We start from the raw sequence: 25,454 nt of genomic DNA, 5'->3' as shown, positions 1-25,454 counted from the left end.
TGCCCGCTATCGGGGCTTCCCCCCAACAAACCCTGGACGTACGCCACTTACGGGTCAGGGTGATCCATGACGCCCCGCTCACGCTTGCGTACGGCATCGGCCGCCACACGCGCCCGCTCGACCCCTTGCCACGGCAGGCAGGAGCCGTCATCGGCGCACGCCTCCGGATCGCGGGGTAGACTTAGTCCAGTGGTTAGTCCACCCGTCGATCCGCCCCTGCGAGGCAGCCGTGGAAGCAGCTCGTCAGTACAACGTCCATGAAGCCAAGACCCACCTCTCGCGCATCCTGGAACAGGTGGCCACGGGCGAGGAAGTGGTGATCTCCAAAGCGGGAGAACCGGTGGCCAAGGTGGTGCCGCTCCGTGCCCGGGTGAAGCGGACCGGGCGCGGCTCGCTCCAGGGACAGATCCACATCAGGGAGGACTTCGACGACCTGCCGGACGAGCTGGCCGACGCCTTCGGGATGCGCTGATGAAAATGCTGCTCGACACACGTGTCGTCCTGTGGTGGCTCGACGACTCCGCCGAGCTCACCGACGAAATCAAACACCTGCTGGACACGGAGCCCTCGGTCTTCGTCAGCGCGGTCACCCCGTGGGAGATCGCGATCAAGCAGTCTCTCGGAAAGCTTGAGGGCCCCGAGGACCTGGCGGAACGGGTACGGGACAGCCAGTTCACCGCGCTCCCCATCACCGCGGGACATGGCGCGCGGGCGGGCAGACTGCCCGCACATCACAGCGATCCGTTCGACCGGATACTGATCGCACAGGCTCAGACCGAGGGGATGACCATCCTGACCCGCGACAAGTGGATTCCCTCCTACGACGTGCAGGTCATGCCCGTCTGACGGCTCTGCGCCACACCCGCCGGGCTTTCGCCCCCTACGCCTCCGTCACCGCCGTCGCCCGCCAGGGCGCCAGCCGTTGCACGTCACGGGCCGTTTCCGTGACGCCGGCCAGGAAGCTCTGGGCACGGGGGGATGCCGTGTCGCGGAGCCACTCCGGGGCGATGTCGCAGACGGCGACCTTGACGTCCGTGCCGGCCAGGGCCAGGGGCAGGGTGTGGACGACCGTGGAGGGGAAGCTCAGGACCGTGCGGCCGATGGGGCCGCGGCGGGCGATGAGTTCCAGGGGCAGGTCGGGGCGGACGATCTCCAGGCCGGTGGCGGCTTCCAGGGCGTGGAGCTTGTCGGCGGATTCGCGGCGGTGGGCGAAGTAGCGGGTGGCGTGGTGGGTGCGCGCCAGGCCCGCGACGGCCTCCAGGTACTGGGCCGTCTCGACCACACCCGTCTCGACGAGCGAGGTGCCGACCAGGTCCGCGCCCTTGGTCAGCAGCGGCGGGCCGAACCGGGCCCGAGTCCAGGCGAAGGTGTTGGGCGTGATGGTGACGCCGGGCGGAGCCTCGACCGGCATGGCCGTGAAGACCTCGACCGTACGGGTCGCGGACGGGGTGAAGCGGCTGCGGGCGCGGGCCGTGACCGGAGCCAGGACCAGTTCGCGCGGGCCCGAGCTGCCCTTGCGGTGCCAGCGCACCAGCCGTTCGCCGCGCGCCAGCTGGGCGACGAACTCCATGGTGGCCGTGCCGTCGTCGACCACGGTGAGGCGGCGGGCGCGGACCAGGGTGAGCAGCAGTTGGACATAGCGGGAGAACGGGTCGCCGATGACGACGCGCTCCGCCCTGCGCAGAAGTCCGGTCAGTGAGCGCAGGGTCTTCAGGGGCGCGCCCGCGCCGCCGCGCGCCTCCTGCCAGCGGACGTTGACGCCCTCGTCGCGGGCCAGCTCCGCCATCCGGCGCAGCTGGCCGCGCGACATCGGGTCGACCGGGGGGAGGACGACGACCGTTATGTCGGTGAAGACGTGGTCGTCGCCTCCCTCTGTGTAGGCCCACTCCAGGACGTTCAGGAGCTGGACCGGGCTCTCGACGAAGGCGAGGTTCACCGGTCGGCCCGTCAGACCGCGACCGGCTCGGCGACCGGGGCCGCCTCGGCGTTCTCGGCGTTCTCGGCGACGACGCCCGCGACCCGGCGGAGCTTCTTCATCGGGCCGAGCTCGGACTCGTACACCTTCTTGATGCCGTCGCCGAGCGAGGCCTCGATGGTGCGGATGTCACGGACGAGGCGGGTGAGGCCCTGCGGCTCGACGGAGGCGGCCTGGTCGGAGCCCCACATGGCGCGGTCGAGGGTGATGTGGCGCTCGACGAACGCGGCGCCGAGGGCGACGGCGGCGAGGGTCGTCTGGAGGCCGGTCTCGTGGCCGCTGTAGCCGATCGGGACGTTGGGGTACTCCTGCTGGAGGCTGTTGATGACCCGCAGGTTCAGCTCCTCGGCCTTGGCCGGGTACGTCGAAGTGGCGTGGCAGAGAAGGATGTTGTCCGATCCCAGCACCTCCACCGCGTGGCGGATCTGGCGCGGGGTCGACATGCCGGTGGAGAGGATGACCGTGCGGCCGGTGGCGCGCAGGGCGCGCAGGAGTTCGTCGTCGGTGAGGGAGGCCGAGGCCACCTTGTGCGCGGGGACGTCGAACTTCTCCAGGAAGGCGACGGCCTCGGTGTCCCACGGGGAAGCGAACCAGTCGATGCCGCGCTCGGCGCAGTGCTCGGAGATCGCCCGGTACTCGGCCTCGCCGAACTCGACGCGGTGACGGTAGTCGATGTACGTCATCCGGCCCCAGGGGGTGTCGCGCTCGATGTCCCACTGGTCGCGCGGGGTGCAGATCTCCGGGGTGCGCTTCTGGAACTTGACGGCGTCGCAGCCGGCTTCGGCCGCCACGTCGATCAGCGCGAGGGCGTTGTCGAGGTCACCGTTGTGGTTGATGCCGATCTCGCCGGTGACGTAGACGGGGTGGCCGGGGCCGGCGGTGCGGGTGCCGAGGGTGCGCAGACGGGAGGTGCTCATGAGTGCTGTTCCTTACTCGGGGGACGTGCGGGATGTGCGGGACTTGAGGATTCGAGTGGGGCTTGGGGGACTTGGGGATTCGATTGGGGCTTGGGGGACTTGAGGGTTGCCCGGGGCTTGGGGGTCCCGGGTCACTCGGGTGAGCGGGTGGGAGTCGTGGTCGTGAGGGTGGGGCCGAGCAGCCAGGCCGCGATCTCGCGGATGGCGCCGAAGCCGCCGGGGGTCGTCGTGACGGCGCGCGCCGCGGCCCGTACCGAGTCGTGGGCGCTCGCGACCGCGACCGGCCAGCCGGCGAGTGCGAAGCAGGGCAGGTCGTTGACGTCGTTGCCCACGTAGAGGACGCGCTCGGGAGCGATGGACTGTTCGTCGCACCACTGCTTGAGCGCCAGGTCCTTGCGGTCGATGCCGTGCAGGACGGGGATGCGGAGCTTGTGGGCGCGGGCCGCGACGACCGGGTTCTGTTCCGTGGAGAGGATCAGTAGCGGCATTCCGGCCTTGCGCAGGGCCGCGATGCCCAGACCGTCGCCGCGGTGGACGGCGACGATCTCCCGTCCGTCGGCGTCGATGAGGACCCGGTCGTCGGTCTGCGTGCCGTCGAAGTCGATGACGACCGCGTCGACGTCGTCGAGGGTCGGCAGCGGGGAGGGGTCCAGGAGCGGGGCGAGGGCGCGGGCGCGGGCCAGGTCGTGCGGGTCGTCGACCTCCAGGACCCGGGCGGCGTCGGTGCGCACCAGGGCGGTGTGGCCGAAGAAGCGGTGGCGGTGGGTACGGAAGCCGGCCGCGTTCATGGCGTACGCGGTGCCGGTCTCCAGCAGGTCCTCGGGCCGGTCCTGGCGCATCTGCCGGACGGACTTGTCATGGTTGACGCCGTAGTTGCCCTCTTCCAGCGCGCTGCCGTCGCGCCACAGGAAGCCGTGGAAGGGGGCGACCGTGACCGCCGTGTCGGCACCGTCGCGGGCGACCGCCGCGGCGACGCCGTCGATGTCCTCCCGTACGACGAACGGGCTGGTGCACTGGACGAGCAGCACCACGTCGGCCGTCCGGTCGTGCAGCGCCTCGTACGCGTCCAGGGCGTGCAGCACCGCGTCCTCGCTGCTCGCCCTGTCCCCCGCGATGGCCGCGGGGCGCTGGACGATGTGCACCCGCTCCGGGGCACCCAGCGTGTCGCCCGCGGCGCGGGCGGCGTCGGCGATGGCCGCGTCGTCGGTGGTCACGACGACGTCCGTGACCTCGCGGGAGGCCAGGCAGGCGCGTACGGCGCGGGCGACCAGCGGCACGCCGCCGACCTGGGCGAGGTTCTTGGCGGGGACGCCCTTGGATCCGCCGCGGGCGGGGATCACGGCGAGCACGGTCGGGGTCGGGGTCATCTCTGCTCCTGAAGTGGTGTTCACAGCTCGCCCATCCGTCGGATCACCGGGGCGACCCGCTGGACGCCCTGCCGGTACGCGCCCCGCGCCGCCTCCCGGACCGCATCGCGCACCGCGCCCCGCACCCCGCCGGTCTCGCGCGGCCGGCCGGCACCCGGCAGCGGGTGGCCGTCGGGGGCGAGGTGGTGGCGGGCGAGGATGCCGGGCAGGTAGCCGGCAGCGGTGGCGGGCGTGTAGTACGGGGCGAGGTCGGGCAGGCGCGCGGCGTCGAGCAGGGCGTCGACACGGGCGCGGGCGTGGTCGTAGGCCGTGGCGTAGGTGCCGTCGGCGGCGACACCCTGGCCGGCCAGCCACGCGGGGTCGGGCTCCGGGCGGAAGCCGCCGTCCAGGTGGTCCCAGGAGGTGAGCAGGCCGGAGCCGGTGAAGTGGTGGTTGCCGAGGGCCTCGCGGACGCCGAGGTCGGTGAGGACCGCGGTCGGGATGCGCCGGTGCAGGGACTCCAGCGCGGCGGTCGAGGAGACCGTGACCAGCAGGTCGGTGCGGTCCAGGACCTCGCCCATGTGCCCGTACACCAGGCGGAAGTTGGGCGGCAGCCCGCCGGGCAGCCGCTCCGCGAGGCGCTGGTACGGGAGCTCCTCGATGTGCGTGGTGTGCTCGCCGGGCTTGGAGCGCAGCTTCAGCAGCACCTCGCGGTCCGGGTGCAGCCGGGCGTGCTCGACGAGCCTGCGCAGCAGGTACGTACGGTCGGCGCGGGAGGCCGGTACGGAGGGCTGGGCGGCGAAGACGACGGTGTCGCGGCCCTCCTGCGGGCGGTGCGGCTCGCCGCCGAGGAACGGCAGGGCGGCCTCCGTGACGGCCGAGGCGTCGGCGCCCACCCCCTCGTACACGGCGCGGAAACGCTCCGCGTCGTGGCGGGAGTTGGCGAGAACGACGTCCGCACCGTGCCGCAGCAGCAGTCCGTCGGCGAGCTTCTCGTAGACGACGCCGACATAGCCGGTGACGACGACGGGCCTGGCCGGCAGGCGCAGCGCGGCGAGGCCGTGCAGCATCGCCTGGACGGCTCCCCCGACGAGCGCGAGGACGACGACGTCGTATCCCTCGTCACGCACCGTGTGCAGGAATTCGACGGCCGTCGCCTCGCGCACCCGCTCGGCGTCGACCCCGACGTCGCCGACCTCGGCGAGCTGGCGCGGGGTCGGGGTGGCCCGGCCGCGCAGCAGGAGTCCGGTGATCTCGACGTGCTGCGCCGACGTTCCGGACGCACCGGTGGTGAGGCGGCGCGCGGTGAGCGCGCCCCATTTCCACCGGGTGTCGGAGTCGGCGAGTACGGCTACCCGGAGGGCGGTCGTCTTATCTGTACGTGGGGGCACGTCCCAGAACTTAGGAAGGCATTTCGATGCGCGGCCCAACGTGACGGCAACAGCTGGTTAACAGCCCGACGACGCTTGGCGAATCGCCTACACAAAAGCCCCACACGGGGCAAGGGATCGACCGGTTCACCATTTCGACATTCTTCGTTCACCTGCCGTCCCTTCCGGGGCCAAGGCAAATGACGGACCTCCGCCTAGCGTGTGACGCGTGGTTAAGCTCTCCGTCATCGTGCCGTTCTACAACGTGCAGGCATATGCCCCCGATACCTTGCGAAGTCTGCGGGCCAATGCCCGAAATGATTTCGAATTCATCTTCGTCGACGACTGTTCGACCGACGGAACTCTGGAGATCCTCCAGCGCGCCGAGCGCGAGATCCCCGGTGCCGTCCTGGTCGGACACGAGAAGAACGGGGGCCTGGCCACCGCACGCAACACGGGAATCGATGCGGCGCGCGGCGAGTACCTCACCTTTCTCGACGGCGACGACTGGGTCGTTCCCGGCCACTACGAGCGGCTGCTGGCCGCCATCACGGATCTGGGGTGCGACTTCGTCCGTACGGACCATGTGCAGTTCACGGACCGGACGCGCACCGTCCATCGGGTCCCGCACGGTCTGCGCAACACCGTCATGCGGCCGCGCGACGTAATCCTGCCGTCCGACCGGTCTACGCCCGTGGACTATGCCTACGCCTGGGCCGGTGCGTATCACCGCAGGCTCGTGGAGTCGGGGCTGCTCCGATTCCGGGACGGGCTGCGCACGGCCGAGGACCGGCCCTGGATATGGCGCCTGCACCGCGAGGCCGAATCGTTCGCGGTGGTCGGCCTGCCGGGGGTCTTCTACCGGCGCGGGGTGGCGTCGTCGCTCACCCAGATCGGCGACGTGCGCCAGCTCGACTTCATCCGGGCCTTCGACCAGGTCCTCGAAGAGACGGCGCGGGATCCGGAGGCGGACCGGCTGCTGCCGAAGGCGGTGCGCACCTATTGCGCGGTCATGGCGCACCACTTGGAATCCATCGAAAGGTTCGAACCAGCAGTGGCACGGAAATTGCGCTCCATGAGTGCGGCTTCTCTGCGGCGCATGCCCCAGGACATTCTCGCCGATACGCTGAATTCGCTGGGCGACCGCCGTGCGGACCAGCTGCGCCGAGTACGCCGTCGTTCCGTTTCCCGGGAGGTCGCGGCCTGATGTCCGGCATGTACACCGCGCCGGTCGGCCGGTCCACCACCCAGATCTTCTCCGCGTGCACGCAGTACGCCGCCGCCACACTCGTCGCGGCATTGCGCGCGGGCCAGTTCGGTCCGCGCTCGGAGCACCGGCGCATCCTCGTCGTGAGCGACACCTCGCCCTCTCCCGAACTGGGCACACCGCTCCATCGCAGGCCCGGATTCGAGAAACTGGAGTCCGAATTCGACACGGTGCATTCCTGGAACGACTTCATCCGGCCGTTCCACCCGGCGGGTTGGTCGCCCCGGCAACAGGACGCCTCGCTGTGGGAGCGGGCTGTACGCCGGGCATGGAACCTCGGCGACGAACCGGTCGAGATCGCCTGCGAGTCCATCCAGGCCAACCCCTCCCAGGCCCTCGCGGTGATCTTCGGCGACAGCCCGGTGCACATCTACGCCGACGGGCTGATGAGCTACGGGCCGACCCGCAGCAAGCTCGACCAGCTGATCAGCACCCGCATCCGCCGGCTGCTCCACCTGGACCTGGTGCCGGGCCTGCGGCCGCTGCTGCTCACCGAGTTCGGCGTCGAGCCGGAGATCGTACCGACCGATGTCTTCCTGAAGGTGCTGGACGAGCTCGCCGGATCGGCGGACGTCCCCGGCCCCGACGGCGGCCCCGCCCCGGCCCTGCTGCTCGGTCAGTACCTCTCCACGCTGGGCATTCTCACGCCCCAGCAGGAGGAGGACCTGCACGCGCGGATGCTGCGCGGCGCCGTCGCTCTCGGCCACACCCGGGTCGTCTTCAAGCCGCACCCCAGCGCACCCGCCCACTGGGCGCGGTCGCTGGAGCAGGAGGCGGAACGGCTCGGCGCGGATCTCACCGTTCTCGACAGCCCCGTCCTCGCCGAGACGCTGTTCGAAACCATGCGCCCCGCCCTGGTCGTCGGCTGCTTCTCCACCGCGCTGCTGACCGCCGCCTCGTTCTACGGGCTCCCGGTCGCCCGCGTCGGCACCGGCTCCCTGCTGGAACGGCTCGCCCCGTACCAGAACAGCAACCGCATCCCGCTGACGATCGTCGACGCACTCCTGCCCGACCTGGAGGACCCGTCCGCGGTCACCGGCTGGTCGCTGCCCTCCGCCGAAGAGGTCCGGGGCGAGCCGACCGGCCTGGTCAGGGCGGTCGGCTACGCCATGCAACCGCAGATCCAGGTCGCACTGCGCCCTGAGGCCGAGCGGTATCTCACCGGGCACCGCGACAACCTCCGGCGCTACTTCAAACGGCGTCGGCTGACCGCTCTGGGGCTGCCCGGAGCCGTACCCGCACAGCTCGCGTTCATCCCGCGCAACGCGACGGTGCGCCGGATCGCCCGCAAGGCCCGCACCCTGAAGCGGGCGGCGGCGGGCTGACCCGCCCTGCCGTCCGACGAGGTGGCCGGCGGGCCGTCCGTGCTCCGCCGCCGCGATGACGGCGGATCCTCCGGCCGTCCCCGGCGCGGCAGCAGGCCCGGCCGGCCGCGCGAGCGGCCCGGGGCGGCCGGTTCCAGATTCCACACGTCCCGGTCCGTTCCGGGAGAGGAGCATCACCGTGGCCGAAGCGCCCACGACAACCCGGTCCGCTGCGGCTGCCGTGATACCCGCCCCGTCCGCACCCCCCGTCCTGCGCGATCCGCGCTCCGGCGCGGGCGCAGGCCGGATGCGGGCCCTGGACGGACTGCGCATTCTGGCCGCCCTCATGGTCTGCCTGTACCACTTCGCGGGGAAGGACGGCCCGGTCGCTCAGTCCTGGGGGCAGTCGCCGGGCCAGATGTTCCCGACCCTCTCCCAGGCGGCCGTCTACGGCTGTCTCGGGGTGCAGTTCTTCTTCGTCATCAGCGGCTTCGTCATCTGCATGAGCAGCTGGGGGCGCTCGCTGGGCGACTTCTTCCGGTCCAGGGTCGCCCGCCTCTACCCGGCGTACTGGGCCGCGATCATCCTCGTGACGGCGGCCGCGTGCGTCCTGCCGGTCGTCGTGAAGCCACTGCGCTCGGACGAACTGCTGCTCAACCTGACGATGCTGCAGCAGCCCATGGGCGCGGACCGGGTGCTGGGCGTGTGCTGGACGCTCTGGGTGGAGCTGCGCTTCTACGTGTTGTTCGCGCTCTTCGTCGTCCGGCGTGGTGTCACCTACCGCAGGGTGGTGACCTTCTGCTGTCTGTGGACGTTCGCGGGGGTGCTCGCCCGGGTCGCCCAGACCCCGCTGACGGACGAACTGGTCATGCGCGACCACGCGCCGTTCTTCATCGGCGGCCTGGCTCTGTACCTGATCCACCGGTACGGCAGCGACCTGCTGCTGTGGGGAATCGTCGTGATGAGCTTCCTCCTCGGCCAGCGCTACTCCGTCACCGCGCTCTGGCACCCGGGCATGGACGGCGACTTCCACCGCTCCCCGTACGTGATCCAGCTGATCGTCGCCGCCGCGTTCCTCTCGGTCGCCGCGGTGGCGCTGGGGTGGCTGCGCTGGGCGAACTGGCGCTGGCTGACGGTCGCCGGCGCCCTGACCTACCCGTTCTACCTGGTGCACGAACATCTCGGCTGGTTCGCCATCCGGATCCTGCACCGCGGCTGGGGCCTGCCCCCGGTCCCGACACTGCTCGGCGCGGTCGGCTCGCTGCTGATCCTCGCCTGGCTGATCCACCGGTACGTGGAGAAGCCGGTCGGCCCTCGCCTGAAACGAGCCATGACCGCCCAGAGCGCCCGGTTGCGCGCGGCATTGCGCATGGGGGCGTGAGCGGGACACGACGGAGTGGCCGTGCCGGCGGGGGCGCCGCGTCACTACTGCCGTCAGGAACAGGACACGCCTGCGGATCTCGTCCTGGGCCTCGCCGCCCGAGGGGAGCACCCAGTGCCGGTGCATGGCGTTGATCTGGGTCCGCAGGTCCCACTCGTGCCGGATAGCCCCGGTCGGCGCACCGCGCTCACACGCTGCTGAACGAGAGCTTCGCCGCGAACCCCAGGAACAGCAGACCGGCCGCCGAGGTGGCCCCCGCCGACAGCCGCCTGCGGCGGCGGAACGCGGCGGACAGCCGGGTGCCGCCGAATATCAGCATCGAAAGATAGAGGAAGCTGGCGATCTGCAGCAGGGTGCCCAGCACCAGGAACGAGAGCGCCGGGTAGGCGTAGCCGGGGTCGACGAACTGCACGAAGAACGAGATCAGGAACAGGATCGCCTTCGGGTTGAAGAGGCTGACCACCAGCGCCCGCCGGTACGGCCGCTCCATCGCGGCGGCGGCCTCGGGCCCGGCGCTCTCCTCGGTCAGCTCGGCCACCCGCCGGTGCCGCTCACGCCACATGGCCACCGCGGACCGCAGCATGCCGATCGCCAGCCACGTCAGATAGCCCGCACCCGCGAACTTGACGACGGCGAAGAGCACCGGAGTCGTCCGCAGCAGGGACGAGGCCCCCAACGCGGACAACGTCATCAGCACGGTGTCCCCGGTCCACACCCCGGCCGCGGCCACATAGCCGGTCCGCACTCCGCGCCGGGCGGCGACGGACAGCACGTACAGCGAATTCGGCCCCGGCAGCAGAACGATCAGCACCAGGCCGGCGAGATAGGTCGGAAGGTCCGTGACACCCAGCATGAAACGGAGTGTCGCACGCGGGTACGACACTCCGTTCGGGGGGTTCGGTGAGAACCGAGGTCAGTCCTCGTCGCCGTCGAGGAGACGGTCCGCGGAGAGCTTCATCTCGGCGATACGTCCGCCGGTGGTGTCGCAGTGAGCCTCCCCTGGAGAATCTCCACGCGATGCCCAGGCAGCGAGCGTGCGAGCTGGTCGGCTGCCTCGCCGAGCGTCAGCTCCGGCTGTTCCTGCACGTGCACCTGCTCCTCGTGCTGTATGACGGCCACGGCATCCTCCTTTCGGGGACCACTGTTCATGAGCTTGACCGTGGCCGTGGAGATTCAGCGAGGGATCATCCCCGCGGGTGGACACCCCCTCAGGACGCGTCCGACGGCTCATACGTCCCCCACACCCCGCGCAGCGCGTTGCACACCTCGCCCACCGTCGCCCGCGCCCTGAGCGCTTCCTTCATCGGGTACAGGACGTTGTCCGTGCCCTCGGCGGCCTTCCGCAGCTGTGCCAGCGCCGTGTCCACCGCGCCCTGGTCGCGTTCGGCGCGAAGCTTCGCCAGGCGGGCCGCCTGCTGGGCCTCGATCGCGGGGTCGACGCGCAGGGGCTCGTACGGCTCCTCCTCGTCGAGCTGGAAGCGGTTGACGCCGACCACCACACGCTCCGCGCTGTCGGTCTCCAGGGCGATGCGGTAGGCGCTGCGCTCGATCTCGTTCTTCTGGAAGCCGCGCTCGATCGCGTCGACCGCGCCGCCCATGTCCTCGACCTTGAGCATCAGCTCCAGGGCGGCGGCCTCGACCTCGTCGGTCATCTTCTCGACGACGTACGAACCCGCGAACGGGTCGACCGTCGCGGTGACGTCCGTCTCGTACGCCAGGACCTGCTGGGTACGGAGCGCGAGGCGGGCGGACTTGTCGGTCGGGAGGGCGATCGCCTCGTCGAAGGAGTTGGTGTGCAGCGACTGCGTACCGCCTAGGACTGCGGCCAGGCCCTGGACGGCGACGCGCACCAGGTTCACCTCGGGCTGCTGGGCGGTGAGCTGGACGCCCGCGGTCTGGGTGTGGAAGCGCAGCATCATCGACTTGGGGTTCTTCGCGCCGAACTCCTCCTTCATCACCCGCGCCCAGATCCGGCGCGCGGCACGGAACTTGGCGACCTCTTCGAGGATCGTCGTGCGGGAGACGAAGAAGAAGGAGAGACGGGGGGCGAAGTCGTCGACGTCCATGCCCGCAGCGACGGCGGTACGGACGTACTCGATGCCGTCGGCGAGGGTGAACGCGATCTCCTGCGCGGGCGAGGCACCGGCCTCCGCCATGTGGTACCCGGAGATCGAGATGGTGTTCCACTTCGGGATCTCGGCCCGGCAGTACTTGAAGATGTCGGCGATCAGCCGGAGTGAGGGCTTGGGCGGAAAGATGTACGTGCCGCGCGCGATGTACTCCTTGAGCACATCGTTCTGGATGGTGCCGGTGAGCTTCTGGGCCGGGACACCCTGCTCCTCGCCGACCAGCTGGTAGAGGAGGAGGAGAAGGGCGGCGGGCGCGTTGATCGTCATGGACGTGGAGACCTTGTCCAGCGGAATCCCGTCGAACAGGACCCGCATGTCGTCGATCGAGTCGATCGCGACCCCGACCTTGCCGACCTCGCCGGACGCGATCGCCGCGTCGGAGTCGTGGCCCATCTGGGTGGGGAGGTCGAAGGCGACGGAGAGGCCCATGGTGCCGTTGGCGATGAGCTGCTTGTAGCGGGCGTTGGATTCCGTGGCCGTACCGAACCCCGCGTACTGGCGCATCGTCCACGGCCGGCCGGTGTACATCGTCGGGTAGACGCCGCGCGTGAAGGGGTAGGCACCCGGCTCTCCCAGCTTGTCGTCGGGGTGCCACCCGTCGAGTGCGTCCGGCCCGTACACCGGCTCGATGGGCAGTCCCGACTCCGACTCACGCGTCATCTGCTGTGCCTCCCGCTGAAGCTGCTCGTAAAGCTACTTACTGGTAACCGAGGATTCTCGTGACGGACTGTAGCGGCGGTCACGAGACCGGTGGAGAGTCACCGGCTGGGACCTTGCTCACAGCCCTTCCCGGCGGTCCGCGCCGCCGCTCTCCACCATCATGCGCGGGCTTTGGCAACCGGGCAGAGCGGGAATCCGTCCAATGGGACACCGGAGAAACCCGGAGAAGCAGGGGGCCGAGATGGTACGCAGCATCAGCGGAAGCGCGTCACGGGGCAGGGCACGGGGCAGGGCACCGGGCAGGAAGCCTGGCGGGGCGGCGGGCAAGGTACGGGGCGGGGCGCGGGGCGGGGCGCGTCACGCGGCCACGGCGGCGCTCGCCGTGCTCGTCATGGCCGCCGCGACCGCCGGCTGCAAGGCGCAGCCCGTCGACGGCGAGCCGTCGGCACCGCCCCGGACCACGGCGGCCGACGACGCCAAGCCCGCCGGCCGGTCGCCCTCGCCGGACGCGTCGTCGCCGTCGCCGTCCTCGGAGCCCCCCGCCACGCCCGCACCGAAGCCGGACCCGCAGGGCACGACGCTGATGACGAGCGGCGCCCAGGGCAAGCAGGTACGGGAACTGCAGGCCCGGCTGCGGCAGATCGGCCACTTCGACCGCTCCCCCACCGGCTACTACGGCACCCTCACGGCCGCCGCGGTCCGGTCCTTCCAGGGCAAGCGCGGCCTCTCCACCACGGGCAGGACGGACACCCTCACCTGGCAGAAGCTGCTCGGCATGACGCACGAGCCGACGGCCGCCGAGCTGAACCCGCCGACCACCGTGCCCGTCGCCAAGCCGGACAAGCGCTGCATGACGGGCCGGGTGCTCTGCATCAGCAAGAACAGCCGGACGCTGTCATGGATGATCGACGGCCGCGTCGTCTCGTCGATGGACGTCCGCTTCGGCTCTCAGTACACGCCGACCCGCGAGGGCACCTTCTCCGTCTACTGGAAGTCACGGCACCACGTGTCGACGATCTATCACACGGCCATGCCGTACGCGATGTTCTTCAGCGGCGGCCAGGCGGTGCACTACTCGGCGGACTTCGCTGCCCGCGGCTACAGCGGCGCCTCGCACGGCTGCGTCAACGTCCGGGACGAGGGAAAGGTCGCCGCGCTCTTCGCCCAGGTGAGGACGGGCGACAAGGTCGTCGTCTACGGGTAGGGCGGGGGCCCGGCCGGAGGAAAAAGGGGCGCGGACGGGACCGGGGGAACGTGTCCCGCCCGCGCCATTGCGCTGAGCCGCAGGTACGGGGGGAACCCCGGCTCTGAGCGCTGCCGATGACCAGTCGGCTCACTCAGTACTGCGACAGAGCCTCGAAAAATGTCACACCCGGATGTCACACCCGGATGTCGCCCCCGCACGTCGCACCCGCACGTCGCACCCGGTGGCGGCGTGCAAGGGACTGGCGCGTCCGGCTCTCAGCGGAGTTGGCGCGTGGCCGCGCCGACCGCCCGGGCCACCGCCGACGGGACGGCCGAGGCCGATTTCGGGACCGGATCAGAGACGGGATTCGAGGCCCGATTCGAGGCCGACGGAGAAGGTGACGGCGACGGAGTGGAGGTGAACCAGATCCGCGGGAGCGCGCGGGAGCTCTCGGCCCCGGCCCCGTCCCCGTTCGAATCGCCGTCCTCGCCCTGGTCGTCATCGCTGCTGTTGTCGCCGCCCTGACTGCCCTGACTGCCCTGGCCGTTCCGGCCGTTCCGGCCGTTCTGGCCCTTCGCGGCTCTGGCGGCCACCCGGTCGCAGAACCGGTCCAGATTGCGGGCGCCCTGCGCCAGCGCTTCGAGCTTCCGCCGGCTGTCGGCGTCCAGCTTGCCGTTGCGGTAGTCGCGGCAGGCCTTGAGCGTCTTGGCGTACCACTCGCCGGAGGCGTCGGCTCCGGAGCCCTTGGGTGTCTGGCCGCTCTCGGTGCCGGTCGAGGACCCGCTCCCGGCGCCGTCGGACTTCCGGTTGCCCTCGCCGCTCCCGCCCTTGTCTCCCTTGCCCGTTGCTCCGCTGTCCCGGCCGTCCATGGGGGCGGAGGAGCTCGGCGGGGGCACGGAGGGTTTGGTCTCCGGGGAGACGGGCGGCGACGGGCTCGCGTCGGTGCCGGACCCCGAGCCGAGCGCGTCGGGCGTCGCCGCGACCGAGACGGACGTGGCCGGTGCGGGGGCGTGCCCGCCGAACGGTCCGGGGAGCATCCCGGTGCCCGCGGCCACGGCCATTCCGCCGATCGCGCAGCCCGCGAAGGAGGCGGCCAGCCCGAAGCGGATGGGCCGGCTCCAGCGCAGCGGGCGGGTACGGCGAGGGCCCGCAGCCGAGGTGTCCGGCGCGGTCCCGCCGGAGACGGGCCGGATGTGCACCGGGCCGAGTACGCCGGTCGGCGGCGGCCCCACGGGCTGCTCGACCGGTTGCTGGACCGCTTGCTGGACCGGCTGTTCGGCGTACTCCTTCGCCTGCGGGTTCGCCGCCTGTGTCCTCGCGCGCGCGGAGTGCGTGGCGGTGCGGAAGGCGGCCAGCGCGGCGGCTTCGCCCGGCAGTTCGCCGGTGGCCGGGCGGGCGGCCCGTGCCGCGGCGTCCAGTGCTGCCGCGAGCATCTCCGCTTCCGTACACGAGTGGCCGCCAACGGGGTCGACCGGTTCGCCGCGGAGCAATTTCTCCGCCGCGTCCTTGTCAAGCCATTCGCAGTGCTCGTCGGCCATCACATGTCCTTCTGCGTCGACAGACGCGAATGCGTCACACCGGCCGGCGCCGCCGGACCGCTGCGGGAGAGGCGCTGAGCGGGTACGGCGCCGAGATCCGCCGTCCGACCTGCCGCGCTCTCGCGAGGGGCGGCCGGACCCGCCGGATCGCCCGCGGGAGCCCGGTCCACGGCGACGCCCGCGCCGCCGTCGGGGACCGCGCCGTCCGCACCGCCCCTGTCGCCGGGAGCACCACCAGCGTCGCCCGAACCGCCCGCACCACCCGAACCGCCTGAGCTGTCCGCGCTTCCGGCACTTCCGGCGATTTCGGCGATTTCGGTGCCTCCGGCGTTTTCGGTGCGCAGCAGCTCCGCCAGCCGCTTCAGTCCCCGGTGCGCCGCGGTGCGTACCGCTCCCGGCCGTTTGCCCAGCGTCTGCGCCGCGCTCTTCGCGTCCAGGCCGACGACCACCCGCAGCACCACGGCCTCGGCCTGGTCCTGCGGCAGTTGGGCGATGAGCGACATCGTGCGGCCGGTGGCCAGGGCCTCCATCGCCTCGTCGGCGGTGTCGGATTCGGCGGGCCTGTCCGACAGCTCCGACTCGTCGCCGCCGATCGCGGGGCGCCTGCCGCGCATGCGCAGATGGTCCAGGGCACGGTTACGGGCTATCCGCGCCGCCCAGCCACGGAAGCGGTCGGCGTCGCCGCTGAACCGGCCGAGGTCTCGCGCTATCTGCAGCCACGACTCGGACGCCACGTCCTCGGCGTCCGGCTCCCCCACCAACGTCCGTATATAGCCCAGCAGCCGCGGCTGCACCGCGCGGTACACAGTACGGAAGGCGTCTTCGTCCCCGTCCTGCGCCGCGAGCACCGCGGCAGTGAGCTCCGCGTCGTCCCCCAGCACTCCCTCAACCCGCCCTGCTGTCCTGAATCGCAGCTGGTCATCACTGCCGCGCCACCCTGCGCGACTCAGCACGCTACGTCCTTCGCGGGGTTCGCGTCCATGGCTTGTACAAGCTGCAACGTTCTCCCGGCACGGTGCGGTGTGACAGAAAACGCAGCGACGGCGCTGAGAGGAGTACGGGGTCGTCCTACGGCCCCGCGGAAGACGACCGGGGCCTCTCCTGTGGGGGGTGGCGGCCCCGGTCGTCCTCGTTCCCCCTCAACTCTCTCTGTCCGGCCGGTCGTCCTCGTCTGTTCGGCCGGTCCGGGATCCCGACCAGCGCCGTTCCCCCGTCGACCAGCTCGAGAGTCGGGTGCGACGCCCATCCGCCCCAGTGACGGACCGGTCGGCGATTCAGCCGACAGCGGCCCTGTCCATTCCGCCGCTCCCGGTCCCGGTCCCGCTCCCTTTCGACGGCACCGGCCGGCCCTGCTTCTCCTCAGGCACGGCCTTCTCCACCTTCTCCTTCGCGTCCTGGTTGTCCTGGACGCTCTTCGGCTTCCCCGGTGCCGGACGTCCGAGGAGCCCGTCGCAGTAGACGCTTCGCCCACGCCTGGCGCGTGGACGCTCCCCGTCCCCTGGTCCACGCCTACACTCTCGCGGTGGCCGAATTCGCCTCTCGGAAGACCTGAACTCTCCTTGTGGGGTACGTGGTTCGGGTACGTAATGAGTGCCACGCCACAGCCGTTCCATCTCAGGGGGAAGCATGGGAGCGTCCGAAGCGCCACCACCAAAGCCGACGCACGCGCCGTCGCCCCGTGTCGCGCCGGGTGTCCCGCCACGCGACGGCCTTGTCATCAGCAAGCGGCTACTCTGGGTGCACGGGGCCGCCTACCCGCTGGAGAATATCGTCCGCGTCTACACCTTCGAGCTGACGCCGCGTCGCGGAGAGGCGTTCACGCGGTTCCTGAGGCGAGGCGGGTTCACCCTGCTCCTGCTCTTTCTCCTGATGTGGCTCTCCGATTCGTCGGGAGGGTCGTACGGATACGGATCCTCCTCCGACCTCGAAGGCGTGTTCCAGTTCTTCCTGGTGGTCGTCGTGGGCATGCTCATCTACTTCTTCGCCGAGATGGTTGGCGTGGTCTTCGCCGCGAGCCACCCCGTCCTCGCCGTCGAGACGAACGGCCGGTCCACGGCCCTGGTGACGGGAAAACTCGAGTACCTGAACGGGCTCGTGTACTCGATCGCCGAGGCGATCGACCGGCCGGACGCGGAGTTCCACGCCTCGGTGACATCGCTGGCGATCACCAACTACGGCAACTACCATTTCGGCGACTCGGTGAACATCTACGGCGGTATCGGTCACACGGGGGTGTCGAAGTGACGGGCGGGAACTACCACTTCGGAGACGAGGTCGTCATCAATGGCGGCGACGGCCACACAGGCATCGTCCACAACCATCACGCCCCGCAGCCCACTCTGGAGGACACGCTGCGGGCCGTCGTCGAGCTGGCGCGGGCGCTGCGCGGCGAGGTGCCCGAGGAGGACCAGGCGTCCATCGACAACGCGCTGCCCGTCCTCGCGGCCGGCCCGTCCGCCGAGCCGGCGACCCGGCGCCGGTCGCTGATGGCCCTCGCTGCCATTGCCGCCACCGTCGGGACGATCGGCCAGCCGCTTCTGGACTCTGTCCGGGCCGCGCTCGAACTTCTCGGACGCTAGTTTCCTGACTGATCCGTCCGGTCAGGCGCAATCAGCAAGGCACCTCGTAGATGCAAGCTACCCACACTCCGGCAGCGGTCTCTGCTGTGTTCGATGACTCGAATCTGATCGCGCAGGCCGGGCTGGTCCCGGTGATGCGGCTGGCCAAGCGGTGCGGCCTGCCGCGACTGGTGGCTGCGAAGGTGAAGCTGACCGGAGCAAGGAACGGTGCGGGGGCTGCGGCGGGTGCCAAGGTCACCACATCGTGGCCGGGATGGTCGCGGGTGTGGACAGCATCGACGACCTGGACGTCCTGCGGCACGGGGCGATGCCGGCCCTGTTCGGCGGTATTCGCGCCCCGTCCCCTGCGGCAACGCCTCGCGGACAGGGGGTGGCATCAGTGCGCCAGCCCCGTTGACCTACTCGTCGCCGTCCCTGCCCGACATCACAAGTTCGCAGTCCTCCACCAGGATGCTGACTTCGAGGCGATTGCCCGTGTCACGGGCCAGCCGGTGCGCCGCATCGGCGAGTGACAGTCGCCGAAACCAAGTGGGGCGGCGCGGAGAGCCGGCCTCCGGCTGCCGAAACTGCGGACCAGGTCAGCGCACGCCGGCGGGAAGCTCGATCTTCCCGTTGAACGTGCCCTGGTTCTCCTGCTGTACGTCCTGCTCGAAAGTGATGTCCTGTCCGCCGTAAGGGATCAGAAAGCCGAACTCGAAGCGGTGGCTCTTGATGCGGTACGTCGTCGCGTCCAGGACCAACACCTCCTCCAGGCCGGACAAGGTGAGCTGCGCGTCGCTCACCGGGATGCCGGCCGTGCGGAGCCGCTCGGCAGTGGGGTCGAACTCCCGCATCGCCTTCTTCACCCACGCACGGTCCCGGACGGCTGTCAGCTTCTGCTTGTCGCTGCCGACGCGGAGTTCGACCGTGCCGTCCACCGCGGTCAGCTTCACCTCGTCGCCGGTGGCGGCCCGCGCGTACGCCCGGAACTCCTCGATGGCCGCGACCGGGTCCTCGACCTTGTTCCGCATCTCGGCATCGGAAGCGGGCGCGTCCTTCCACGGTGCGCCCCCTTGCTTGAGGTACGCCGTGCCGTCGACGACGTAGATCTCCTCGTTCTCCTTGGCCCCCTTGCTGCTGGTGCTGACGCCCTGCGAGTGCAGCGCCTCCGGCGCCATGCCACGCCGGACCGCGGCCCGGTAGGACGCAGCGCTCTTCCGGCCCTGCAACGTCAGCCCTTCCTGCCCCTTCACGGAGAACGTCCACGCGCTTTCCTCCGCCATCGCCTTCTCGGCGAGGTCGAGGAAGTCCTCCGGCGACTCGGGCACGGGAGCGGCGGAGGGCTTCGGCGACTCCTTCGTCTCCGGGCTCTTCGACACGGCCGCCTCCGACTGCGCGTCCTCAGTGCCGCAAGCGGCGAGCGAGAGCGACAGGGGGAGGAGCAACACAGCACACCTGAAACGAATTCGCACGTACCCATTCCTTAGTCACGACCACCGAGCCTGCACGGCGGGCGGACTGTACAGCAGCATTCACCTCGCGATCACGCCCACGGACATCCCTTCCAAATCGGCCCGAATGACCGCGGAGGGCTCACCAGGGGACGTGCGGTCGCCGCCCGGCAGCTCGCACCACACTGTCTTGGTGCCGGGGCCCTGCTCCACGCCCCAGCGCAGAGCCAGTGCATCGAGCAGGGCGAGGCCGCGGCCGGTTTCGTCGTCACCGGTCGCCCTGCACAGGACAGGCAGGGCCCGGGGGTCGGGGGCGGTGACCTCCAAGCGCGTACGGCCCTGCTCGCAGGAGGCGCGGACCGTTACGGGGACACCCTCGCCCAGGTGGCGGATGACGTTGGTGATCAGCTCGGTGGCACACAACTCAAGGTCGCCACAGGGGCCGTCCAGGTACGCGCGCAGGGCGCTACGCACCTCGGGCACGACCTCGGGGGTGGCGAGAAGCTCCAGGATCAGCGGTTGTCGCATCACGCGACTCCCTTGCGCAGCGCGGCGACCAGAGCGCGTGCGGTGGGCAGGTTGCAGTTGCCCAACGTGACGAGCGGCAAAGTGCGGTAGCGGGCGGCGAAGGTCGGCAGGTCGATTCCGAGGGAGGGCAGCGTGACGCCGTGGGCGGCGAGCCCGGCCCGCAGGTCGTTCACGCAGTCCTGCATATCGGCATCCGCACCCGTGCCGTCGTGGGGGTGGTCGTTCATGGGGGTGTCACACCTTCCAGTGCGCTCTGTGACGAATCGCTCACACTCTGACGCGCCGCGGCCTACCGTGAAAGAGCGTCCGGCTCCCGGCCGTGAACTGCGCGTATGCCCTCGGGTGTTGGCATCGGCGCGGGAATCCCCGGGGCTCGGGCGGACACGCTGCGAAACGGGCGGCAACGACACCAAAGGCGGTGAACGATGGGACAGCGCAAGGACATCGACGGGTCGGCAAGCGTCCCCACCTTCTACGGCAAGGAGTTGCGCTGGAAACGGGAGGAGGCCGGACTGACCCTCCAACAGCTGGTGGAGGGCAGCTTCTACGGCCCCAGCCACCTCAGCGAGATCGAACGCGGACAGCGCCGCATGCCGGCCGAACTGGCCGAGCACGTGGACCGGACGCTGGGTACCGACGGTTTCTTCCAGCGCCGCTGCGAGGACGTACGAAAGGCGAAGAGGCGCGGCCACGCCAGCTACTTCGAGCGCGTGCTGGAGGCGGAGAAGCACGCGGAGACCATCGAGGAGTGGTGCCCGACTCTGATTCCCGGCCTGCTGCAGACGGATGCGTACGCGCGTTCGGTGGTCCGGGCGGCGCACCCGCTGGCGCCCGACGACGAGGTGGAGGAGAAGGTCACCGCCCGGATGGCACGCGCCAGTCTGTTCGAGGACGACCACAAGACCCCGGAATACTGGGCGATCCTGCCCGAGTCGCTGCTGCGCCAGCCGATGCTGCCACCGGCTCGGGCGGCCGAACAGCTGGAGCGCATCGTGGCGCTGGCAACGCGCCGCCGGATCGTTCCCCAGATCCTTCCGTGGAACTGCGGGCCGCATCCCCTCATGCTGGGCACGGCCAAGATCATGACCTTCCCGGACGCCCCGCCCCTGGTCTACACGGAGGCTCAGTACAGCGGTGACACCATCGACGATCCGGCCCTCGTGAAGCAGTACCGCAAGGCATACGATCGGCTCAGGGCCGCCGCACTGCCGCCGGAGGCGTCCCTCGCCCTGATCGAGCAAACGGCTGAGGATGACCGAAATGGCAAGCAACGGGATTGACTTGAGCACGGCTGTCTGGCGCAAGAGCAGCTACAGCAACGGCGACGGCGGGGACTGCGTGGAGGTCGCCGAGGCCTTCCCCGGCGCCGCCCGCTGGCGCAAGAGCAGCTACAGCAACGGCAGCGGCGGGGACTGCGTGGAGGTCGCGGACGGCCTCGCGGGCATCGTCCCCGTCCGCGACTCCAAGCTCACCCACGGTCCGGTCCTCACGGTCACGGCCCCCGCCTGGACGTCGTTCGTCACATCCCTCAAGGGCACGCCCGGCCGACGATCTGCGTAAGTCCGGCCCGAGGGGCTCCTGCCGTTCCGTGTGCGGACTCCTGCGCGGAGCGTCTCGCGTCACGCCCGGCCGCGGGCCTGGCGCGACACCGCCGCGCGCAGTACCCGGCGGCCCTCGGTCGACAGGTCGAGCACCCGGCGCAGGGCGGCACCGCTGCCCACCGTGCCCGTGGTCTCCGCGAGGGTCTCCAGGATCTGGATCTGGCGGCGCAGTTCACCGGCGAGAAGCGGACCGGCGCCTTCCGGACCCTCGGCGCGGCAGCGGTTCAGCAGCTCGGTGCGGTCCTCGGAATCGGCCTCGCCGTCGCCGCCCTGGGCATCGAACCGGCAGTGGATCTCCAGCGCGGCAAGCGAACAGGCGTCGGCCCATGCCCGCAACGGAACGGCGGAGAAGTCGCGGGGCGCGGCATCGAGCAGCTTGCGCGACAGGGCCGACGTATCGTCCGCGGCTTCGAGGAGCTCCTCCAGTGCGGCACGGACGTCCGCGAGGCGGTCCGGCCATCCGGACCCGTCCGCGCAGCCGGCCCGGAGCGGGCGCAGCGGATCCGGGTCGGAGTCCTCGGCGGGCTGTGGCAGGCAGCGGTCGAGGCAGGCGACCGCGCTCGCGGCGAGCCCCCGTTCGTCGGCGGCGGCGATCAGTTCCAGCAGGCTCATCGGCGTCTCCCGTCGGCCGCGTCCCCGCGCGTGCGTGCATGGGGGCGGGCGCTTCCAGTTACCGCGTTCAGCGCCGAATGGCTCAAAAGCGTCACCGCGGAGGCCGAACAGCGTCGCTCGGCGGGCGCGTCCCGCTACCCCCGGGCGCCCAGCGGATACACGCCGAGGGCCGCCCGCTCCCCCTGCATCCGGGTCAGCTTGCGTACGAAGAGGATCGCGAAAACCGCGGCCACGATGTCGAGGGCGTCGGACGCCATCACCAGCCCCGCCGCGTCGATGATCTCCTGCGTCTTCTCGGCCCTCATGTACTGCCGGGACGTGACCCAGGAGAAGGCCAGCGAGCAGACCCACGCCCCCCACCACAGATTCATCGCGGTGGCCGGGACCGTGCGCCAGCTGCCGTCGGGGTTGGTCTGGGCGCTCGCGGTCCAGATGCCGCCCGCGATCCGGCGCGGCAGGACGAGGTTGGCGAACGGGACGAACCAGGCGCCGATCGACCAGCCGGGCGACATCGGCTGCACGCTCGGGTCGAACACCTCGGCGTTCATCCGCAGGCGCCGGAACCAGAGGATGAAGACGATGCCGGTGGCCAGGGTCATGACACCCTGCAGCGCACCGGCGGACCCGTACAGATTGTCCGCGAGGGTCGCCTCCGCGTCGTCGTACGTGGCGAAGTCGTTCTCCGGCCCGTTCCCGAGCACGCGGCGGATGTTCAGCCCCGCGGCCATGGCGAGCAGATCCGCCACGGCGACCGCCATCAGCAGGACGACGACCGCCTTCGCGAGCCCGGCCGACGAGCGCAGGTACTGCTGCGGAGCGACGAAGACCGGGGCCGGTGGCATCGGGGCCGCCGGACCGGCCGGTCCGGCGCAGAGAAGACAGTGTCCGTCCGCGGTGACCGGCGGTCTGAGACGACAGGTGGAGCACGGCATGGTGTAGAACCCCCCAAGGATTCTGAGCTCGAAACGCAAGGACCGCGCGCCCCTCCCCGGTGCGCGCGGCATGCGAACGTAACCTTTGCCCACCCCCCTGTCCACGGGGAATGCGGTCCGGTCCGGCCCTCTCAGCCCACCCCGTCGATCCGCCCGGCCAGCGCCCGGAACTGATCCCAGCTCAGCTCCGGCTTCCGCGGGTCCCACAGCTTCTGGCTGGTCGCCCGCAGCGGCATCCGGATGCCCTGCGCCACCTGCGCCGGGGTCTGCGCGTTCGGGAGGTCGCCCCAGACCGCGAACCGGCCGCCGAGGATCTGGCCGGAGTAGCCCGCCGGGACGGGCCGGGTGCCGCGCAGGACGAGCGGGGTCCACTGTTCGTAGATCCGCTTGCCCGTGGGGTAGACGAAGTTGTTGGGCTGGCCCAGTACGTAATAGAGGAACTCGTCGTTGAGGTTCACCACGCGCCGCCCCTCGCGCAGATACTCCTCCGGCGGCCGGGCACCGTACTCCTTGCCCGTCCAGTACTCGACCTCGATGTCCTTGTCGGCGTGGACGACTCCGTCGCGGAAGAAGCCGTCGTTCCACGCCTTGGGCTGCTTGCCGTGCGGACGCACCACCGCCGCACGGTCGTTGAGCCAGCCGGTGGCAAGGTCCTTGATGCCGGCCCGCGGTCCGTACTTCTGCTGGGCGGCGCGTTGCAGCTGCGGGTACGAGGCGGCCGGGTCCCGGGCCATCAGCGCGCGGTATTCGTCGGCGCCGAGATGCCAGTAGCGGCCGCCGAACAGCTCGGTGAACTCGCCGAGGAGTTCGTCGATGAGCTTCGCCGCCCCCGGGTTGGAGATGTCGAGCGAGCCGGGCGAGCGCACACCCGACACATTGCGCAGCTGGAGGTCGGGGTGGGCCCGCAGGACCGCGCCCAGATGGCCGGGGGAGTCGAGCTCGGGGACGACCTCGATGTGCAGCCGGCCCGCGAGGCCGAGGATCTGCCGCACCTGCGCCTTCGTGAGGTGCTGCGGCGACACCACCTCGGGGTGGGTGTCGGACTGGATCCGGAACGCCTGGTCGTCGGAGAAGTGCAGGCCGAGCTGGTTGAGCTTGAGGTCGGCCATCTCGCGCAGCCGGTCCTCGATCCAGGCGACGCTGTAGTACTTGCGCGCGATGTCGAGGTTGAGGCCGCGCTGCGGCCGGTCGGGGCGGTCGCGCACCTCGCCCTCGGGCATGGCGCCGTCGGCGCGCACGGACTGTTTCAGGGTGCGGGTCCCGTAGAAGACGCCGGCCTGATCGGGTCCGCTGATCGTGACCCGTCCGTCGTGGGTGCTGAGGGTGTACGACTCGGGGGTGCCCTTGCCCGGGGTGAGGGCCAGCTTCACGTCGCCCGGGCGGGCGGCGACGTCACCCCGGTAGTGGATCTTCAGCTCCTGGGCGAGCAGCTGCCCCTCGTCCGCGAGCGTCCCGCTGCCGGGCGCGATGACGACCCCGGCGGCCGGGCCGGGCCGCCAGCCGGGGCCGCGGGCGGCGATGTGTTCGCGTACGGCGGGAATGGTGCGGGGCGGGGTGGAGAGCGGGTAGCTCCGGGTCGGCGAGGGGGCGGCAGAGGAGCCCGAGGGGGTGCGGGACCCCGACTCCCCCGCGGGTCCGTTGCCGGAACCTTCCGGCCAGACGACGACGGCGATCGTCGCGGCGGCCGCCACGGTGAGGACCGCACCGGCCACGAGAGTGCCGCGTGAGGGCGACATCGGTCAGAAACCTCCGATATGGGGGGAAGTCGGGCAGAGGCACGCGGAGGAGAAATAGCCAGAAACAGGGAGCCGGCCGGGCTGCATTTTCCTTGGCTCACGACCCCTCGGACGTTCCGAAACTCTCTCGTCCGGGTGAAGTTCGCGTATCCGACGGACGGCCGTTGCCCGGCCTCGTTAGCTTTGAGGCACATTCGTCTCTCCCTTCACCCTGCAACACTTCTCTCACTCCGCAACTCTCCCTTCCTTCCGCAACTCTCCCTTCACCCTGCATCCGCCTGGACTCACCCGCCCCGTTCCACTTCTGACTCCAGGTTCACCGATGCCGCTGATTCGAGGAGCCCCACGCTGTCCAGGTCCAGCGAGTCCCACGCCGGCCTCCCGAAGCGACTGAGGCAACCGGCCACCCGGACGGCCGTACCCGTCCAGACTTCCGGACCGGCGCAGAGCCCGGTCGCCCACCCGGGCCTCGACCGCTTCAACACCGCGCCGGCCGCCGAAGCCGAGGCCGCTCTGCTGGAGTGCTCCGGCAGCCGCCGCTGGGCCGCGCGGCTGGCCGCCCACCGCCCCTACCCGGACCTCGACGCACTGCTGGCCGCCGCCGACGAGGCGGGCTACGACCTGCCCCCGGCGGATCTCGCCGAGGCGCTCGCCGCCGAGGTCTCCTCCGGACTGCATCACGCCGCGCCGCACTCCGCCCATCTCGCGCTGCGGGCCGCGCACGCCGCGTACGAGTGCCGCTTCGGCCATGTCTTCGTGATCTGCCTGGACGGCTTCGAGCCCGCCGAACAGCCGGACCAGGTGCTCGCCGGAATCCGGGCCAGGCTGGGCCACGACCCCGACCATGAGCGGGTGGTCACCGCGGAGGAAATGCGGCGACTCGCCCGGGGCCGCATTATCGAGCTGATATCGGGTTCATAACGGAACGGGGCCGGTCAGCGGTGCTCACCGGTCTGCTGTAGC

Annotated in this window: 26 protein-coding genes and 1 pseudogene; 12 read left to right on the top strand and 15 right to left on the bottom strand. The window is 70.7% G+C overall.

Annotation, left to right across the window (positions count from 1 at the left end; all coding sequences use genetic code 11):
• Positions 1-229 precede the first annotated feature (229 nt).
• On the top strand, positions 230-472 hold the full coding sequence (locus OG306_RS23870) for a type II toxin-antitoxin system Phd/YefM family antitoxin (protein ID WP_266748107.1): 243 nt from the start codon (positions 230-232) through the stop codon (positions 470-472).
• Positions 472-846 (top strand): type II toxin-antitoxin system VapC family toxin, encoded by a 375-nt coding sequence (locus OG306_RS23865; protein ID WP_266748106.1) that lies wholly within the window; start codon positions 472-474, stop codon positions 844-846. The genes OG306_RS23870 and OG306_RS23865 overlap by 1 nt, the downstream gene beginning before the upstream one ends.
• 34 nt (positions 847-880) lie before the next feature.
• Here OG306_RS23865 and OG306_RS23860 read toward each other — a convergent pair whose 3' ends face one another.
• From OG306_RS23860 to OG306_RS23845, 4 genes are all read right to left on the bottom strand, one after another.
• On the bottom strand, positions 881-1,936 hold the full coding sequence (locus OG306_RS23860; protein WP_266748105.1) for a hypothetical protein: 1,056 nt from the start codon (positions 1,934-1,936) through the stop codon (positions 881-883).
• 11 nt (positions 1,937-1,947) lie between these two features.
• A complete protein-coding gene (locus OG306_RS23855) occupies positions 1,948-2,892 on the bottom strand; it encodes an N-acetylneuraminate synthase family protein (protein ID WP_266748104.1) in 945 nt (314 codons plus the stop codon).
• 131 nt (positions 2,893-3,023) lie between these two features.
• Positions 3,024-4,259, bottom strand: coding sequence for an acylneuraminate cytidylyltransferase (locus tag OG306_RS23850; protein ID WP_266748103.1), 1,236 nt, complete (start codon positions 4,257-4,259; stop codon positions 3,024-3,026).
• A 20-nt stretch (positions 4,260-4,279) separates the two neighbouring features.
• Positions 4,280-5,629 (bottom strand): DUF6716 putative glycosyltransferase, encoded by a 1,350-nt coding sequence (locus OG306_RS23845; protein WP_371665602.1) that lies wholly within the window; start codon positions 5,627-5,629, stop codon positions 4,280-4,282.
• 208 nt (positions 5,630-5,837) lie between these two features.
• On the opposite strand from OG306_RS23845, the gene OG306_RS23840 reads away from it, so the two are divergent.
• From OG306_RS23840 to OG306_RS23830, 3 genes are all read left to right on the top strand, one after another.
• Entirely contained in the window at positions 5,838-6,815 is a 978-nt protein-coding gene (locus tag OG306_RS23840) for a glycosyltransferase family 2 protein (RefSeq protein ID WP_266748101.1), read from the top strand.
• On the top strand, positions 6,815-8,200 hold the full coding sequence (locus OG306_RS23835; protein WP_266748100.1) for a polysialyltransferase family glycosyltransferase: 1,386 nt from the start codon (positions 6,815-6,817) through the stop codon (positions 8,198-8,200). The genes OG306_RS23840 and OG306_RS23835 overlap by 1 nt, the downstream gene beginning before the upstream one ends.
• Positions 8,201-8,486: 286 nt before the next feature.
• Entirely contained in the window at positions 8,487-9,560 is a 1,074-nt protein-coding gene (locus OG306_RS23830) for an acyltransferase family protein (protein WP_371666268.1), read from the top strand.
• Between the two features lie 187 nt (positions 9,561-9,747).
• Here OG306_RS23830 and leuE read toward each other — a convergent pair whose 3' ends face one another.
• The 3 genes from leuE to OG306_RS23815 form a co-directional block, all read right to left on the bottom strand.
• The gene (gene leuE, locus OG306_RS23825) at positions 9,748-10,413 is read right to left on the bottom strand and encodes a leucine efflux protein LeuE (protein WP_266748099.1); all 666 of its coding nucleotides are present in this window, start codon (positions 10,411-10,413) and stop codon (positions 9,748-9,750) included.
• A gap of 101 nt (positions 10,414-10,514) precedes the next feature.
• Positions 10,515-10,679: a hypothetical protein gene (locus OG306_RS23820; RefSeq protein ID WP_266748098.1), complete on the bottom strand. Its 165-nt coding sequence runs from the start codon at positions 10,677-10,679 to the stop codon at positions 10,515-10,517.
• Between the two features lie 89 nt (positions 10,680-10,768).
• Positions 10,769-12,349 carry an acyl-CoA mutase large subunit family protein gene (locus OG306_RS23815; protein WP_327349423.1) on the bottom strand — a complete coding sequence of 527 codons (1,581 nt, stop codon included), beginning with the start codon at positions 12,347-12,349 and terminating at the stop codon, positions 10,769-10,771.
• A gap of 241 nt (positions 12,350-12,590) precedes the next feature.
• On the opposite strand from OG306_RS23815, the gene OG306_RS23810 reads away from it, so the two are divergent.
• A complete protein-coding gene (locus OG306_RS23810) occupies positions 12,591-13,553 on the top strand; it encodes a L,D-transpeptidase family protein (RefSeq protein ID WP_266905654.1) in 963 nt (320 codons plus the stop codon).
• 257 nt (positions 13,554-13,810) lie between these two features.
• Here the strand turns inward: OG306_RS23810 and OG306_RS23805 are convergent, their stop codons facing one another.
• Positions 13,811-15,073 (bottom strand): hypothetical protein, encoded by a 1,263-nt coding sequence (locus OG306_RS23805; protein WP_266748095.1) that lies wholly within the window; start codon positions 15,071-15,073, stop codon positions 13,811-13,813.
• On the bottom strand, positions 15,073-15,954 hold the full coding sequence (locus tag OG306_RS23800) for an RNA polymerase sigma factor (protein WP_266752373.1): 882 nt from the start codon (positions 15,952-15,954) through the stop codon (positions 15,073-15,075). The genes OG306_RS23805 and OG306_RS23800 overlap by 1 nt, the downstream gene beginning before the upstream one ends.
• A 745-nt stretch (positions 15,955-16,699) precedes the next feature.
• Here OG306_RS23800 and OG306_RS23795 point away from each other — a divergent pair.
• From OG306_RS23795 to OG306_RS23785, 3 genes and pseudogenes are all read left to right on the top strand, one after another.
• Entirely contained in the window at positions 16,700-17,317 is a 618-nt protein-coding gene (locus tag OG306_RS23795) for a DUF6232 family protein (protein ID WP_266358566.1), read from the top strand.
• Positions 17,314-17,652 (top strand): hypothetical protein, encoded by a 339-nt coding sequence (locus OG306_RS23790; RefSeq protein WP_266905658.1) that lies wholly within the window; start codon positions 17,314-17,316, stop codon positions 17,650-17,652. The genes OG306_RS23795 and OG306_RS23790 overlap by 4 nt, the downstream gene beginning before the upstream one ends.
• Positions 17,653-17,702: 50 nt before the next feature.
• Positions 17,703-17,995, top strand: a pseudogene (locus tag OG306_RS23785) (IS1380 family transposase); the annotation flags it as partial.
• A gap of 235 nt (positions 17,996-18,230) precedes the next feature.
• Here the strand turns inward: OG306_RS23785 and OG306_RS23780 are convergent.
• From OG306_RS23780 to OG306_RS23770, 3 genes are all read right to left on the bottom strand, one after another.
• Positions 18,231-19,079 carry a hypothetical protein gene (locus tag OG306_RS23780; protein WP_266905660.1) on the bottom strand — a complete coding sequence of 283 codons (849 nt, stop codon included), beginning with the start codon at positions 19,077-19,079 and terminating at the stop codon, positions 18,231-18,233.
• Between the two features lie 84 nt (positions 19,080-19,163).
• Positions 19,164-19,610 carry an ATP-binding protein gene (locus tag OG306_RS23775; RefSeq protein WP_327258860.1) on the bottom strand — a complete coding sequence of 149 codons (447 nt, stop codon included), beginning with the start codon at positions 19,608-19,610 and terminating at the stop codon, positions 19,164-19,166.
• The gene (locus OG306_RS23770) at positions 19,610-19,837 is read right to left on the bottom strand and encodes a hypothetical protein (RefSeq protein ID WP_371665601.1); all 228 of its coding nucleotides are present in this window, start codon (positions 19,835-19,837) and stop codon (positions 19,610-19,612) included. The genes OG306_RS23775 and OG306_RS23770 overlap by 1 nt, the downstream gene beginning before the upstream one ends.
• Before the next feature lie 198 nt (positions 19,838-20,035).
• Between OG306_RS23770 and OG306_RS23765 the strand changes: the two genes are divergently transcribed.
• Together OG306_RS23765 and OG306_RS23760 are read left to right on the top strand one after the other, a co-directional pair.
• Positions 20,036-20,890, top strand: a complete 855-nt coding sequence (locus OG306_RS23765) for a helix-turn-helix domain-containing protein (protein ID WP_327258861.1) — start codon at positions 20,036-20,038, stop codon at positions 20,888-20,890.
• Between the two features lies 1 nt (position 20,891).
• Positions 20,892-21,170, top strand: a complete 279-nt coding sequence (locus tag OG306_RS23760; RefSeq protein ID WP_266905664.1) for a DUF397 domain-containing protein — start codon at positions 20,892-20,894, stop codon at positions 21,168-21,170.
• Positions 21,171-21,229: 59 nt separating this feature from the next.
• On the opposite strand, the gene OG306_RS23755 is transcribed toward OG306_RS23760, so the two are convergent.
• The 3 genes from OG306_RS23755 to OG306_RS23745 form a co-directional block, all read right to left on the bottom strand.
• Positions 21,230-21,823, bottom strand: coding sequence for a hypothetical protein (locus OG306_RS23755; protein ID WP_266748088.1), 594 nt, complete (start codon positions 21,821-21,823; stop codon positions 21,230-21,232).
• A 134-nt stretch (positions 21,824-21,957) separates the two neighbouring features.
• Entirely contained in the window at positions 21,958-22,665 is a 708-nt protein-coding gene (locus tag OG306_RS23750) for a DUF4328 domain-containing protein (RefSeq protein WP_266905668.1), read from the bottom strand.
• Positions 22,666-22,886: 221 nt separating this feature from the next.
• Positions 22,887-24,491: a beta-N-acetylhexosaminidase gene (locus OG306_RS23745; RefSeq protein WP_266748086.1), complete on the bottom strand. Its 1,605-nt coding sequence runs from the start codon at positions 24,489-24,491 to the stop codon at positions 22,887-22,889.
• A 390-nt stretch (positions 24,492-24,881) separates the two neighbouring features.
• On the opposite strand from OG306_RS23745, the gene OG306_RS23740 reads away from it, so the two are divergent.
• Complete coding sequence (locus OG306_RS23740) at positions 24,882-25,412, top strand: 2-oxo-4-hydroxy-4-carboxy-5-ureidoimidazoline decarboxylase (protein WP_327259652.1); 531 nt, start codon at positions 24,882-24,884, stop codon at positions 25,410-25,412.
• Positions 25,413-25,454 lie beyond the last annotated feature (42 nt).

The organism is Streptomyces sp. NBC_01241 (assembly GCF_041435435.1).
Classification (GTDB): domain Bacteria; phylum Actinomycetota; class Actinomycetes; order Streptomycetales; family Streptomycetaceae; genus Streptomyces.
Note: the sequence above shows the minus strand (reverse complement) of the source record. Positions and strands in the feature narration are given on the sequence as shown.

Bases quoted from the DNA above. Each gene is read 5' to 3' on its own strand.
- OG306_RS23830 (WP_371666268.1), top strand. From the start codon at position 8,487: ATGCGGGCCCTGGACGGACTGCGCATTCTGGCCGCCCTCATGGTCTGC.
- OG306_RS23745 (WP_266748086.1), bottom strand. From the start codon at position 24,491: ATGTCGCCCTCACGCGGCACTCTCGTGGCCGGTGCGGTCCTCACCGTG.
- OG306_RS23865 (WP_266748106.1), top strand. From the start codon at position 472: ATGAAAATGCTGCTCGACACACGTGTCGTCCTGTGGTGGCTCGACGAC.
- OG306_RS23755 (WP_266748088.1), bottom strand. From the start codon at position 21,823: ATGAGCCTGCTGGAACTGATCGCCGCCGCCGACGAACGGGGGCTCGCC.
- OG306_RS23765 (WP_327258861.1), top strand. From the start codon at position 20,036: ATGGGACAGCGCAAGGACATCGACGGGTCGGCAAGCGTCCCCACCTTC.
- OG306_RS23770 (WP_371665601.1), bottom strand. From the start codon at position 19,837: ATGAACGACCACCCCCACGACGGCACGGGTGCGGATGCCGATATGCAG.
- OG306_RS23775 (WP_327258860.1), bottom strand. From the start codon at position 19,610: ATGCGACAACCGCTGATCCTGGAGCTTCTCGCCACCCCCGAGGTCGTG.
- OG306_RS23805 (WP_266748095.1), bottom strand. From the start codon at position 15,073: ATGGCCGACGAGCACTGCGAATGGCTTGACAAGGACGCGGCGGAGAAA.
- OG306_RS23835 (WP_266748100.1), top strand. From the start codon at position 6,815: ATGTCCGGCATGTACACCGCGCCGGTCGGCCGGTCCACCACCCAGATC.
- OG306_RS23850 (WP_266748103.1), bottom strand. From the start codon at position 4,259: ATGACCCCGACCCCGACCGTGCTCGCCGTGATCCCCGCCCGCGGCGGA.
- OG306_RS23795 (WP_266358566.1), top strand. From the start codon at position 16,700: ATGGGAGCGTCCGAAGCGCCACCACCAAAGCCGACGCACGCGCCGTCG.
- OG306_RS23810 (WP_266905654.1), top strand. From the start codon at position 12,591: ATGGTACGCAGCATCAGCGGAAGCGCGTCACGGGGCAGGGCACGGGGC.
- leuE (WP_266748099.1), bottom strand. From the start codon at position 10,413: ATGCTGGGTGTCACGGACCTTCCGACCTATCTCGCCGGCCTGGTGCTG.
- OG306_RS23815 (WP_327349423.1), bottom strand. From the start codon at position 12,349: ATGACGCGTGAGTCGGAGTCGGGACTGCCCATCGAGCCGGTGTACGGG.
- OG306_RS23750 (WP_266905668.1), bottom strand. From the start codon at position 22,665: ATGCCACCGGCCCCGGTCTTCGTCGCTCCGCAGCAGTACCTGCGCTCG.
- OG306_RS23855 (WP_266748104.1), bottom strand. From the start codon at position 2,892: ATGAGCACCTCCCGTCTGCGCACCCTCGGCACCCGCACCGCCGGCCCC.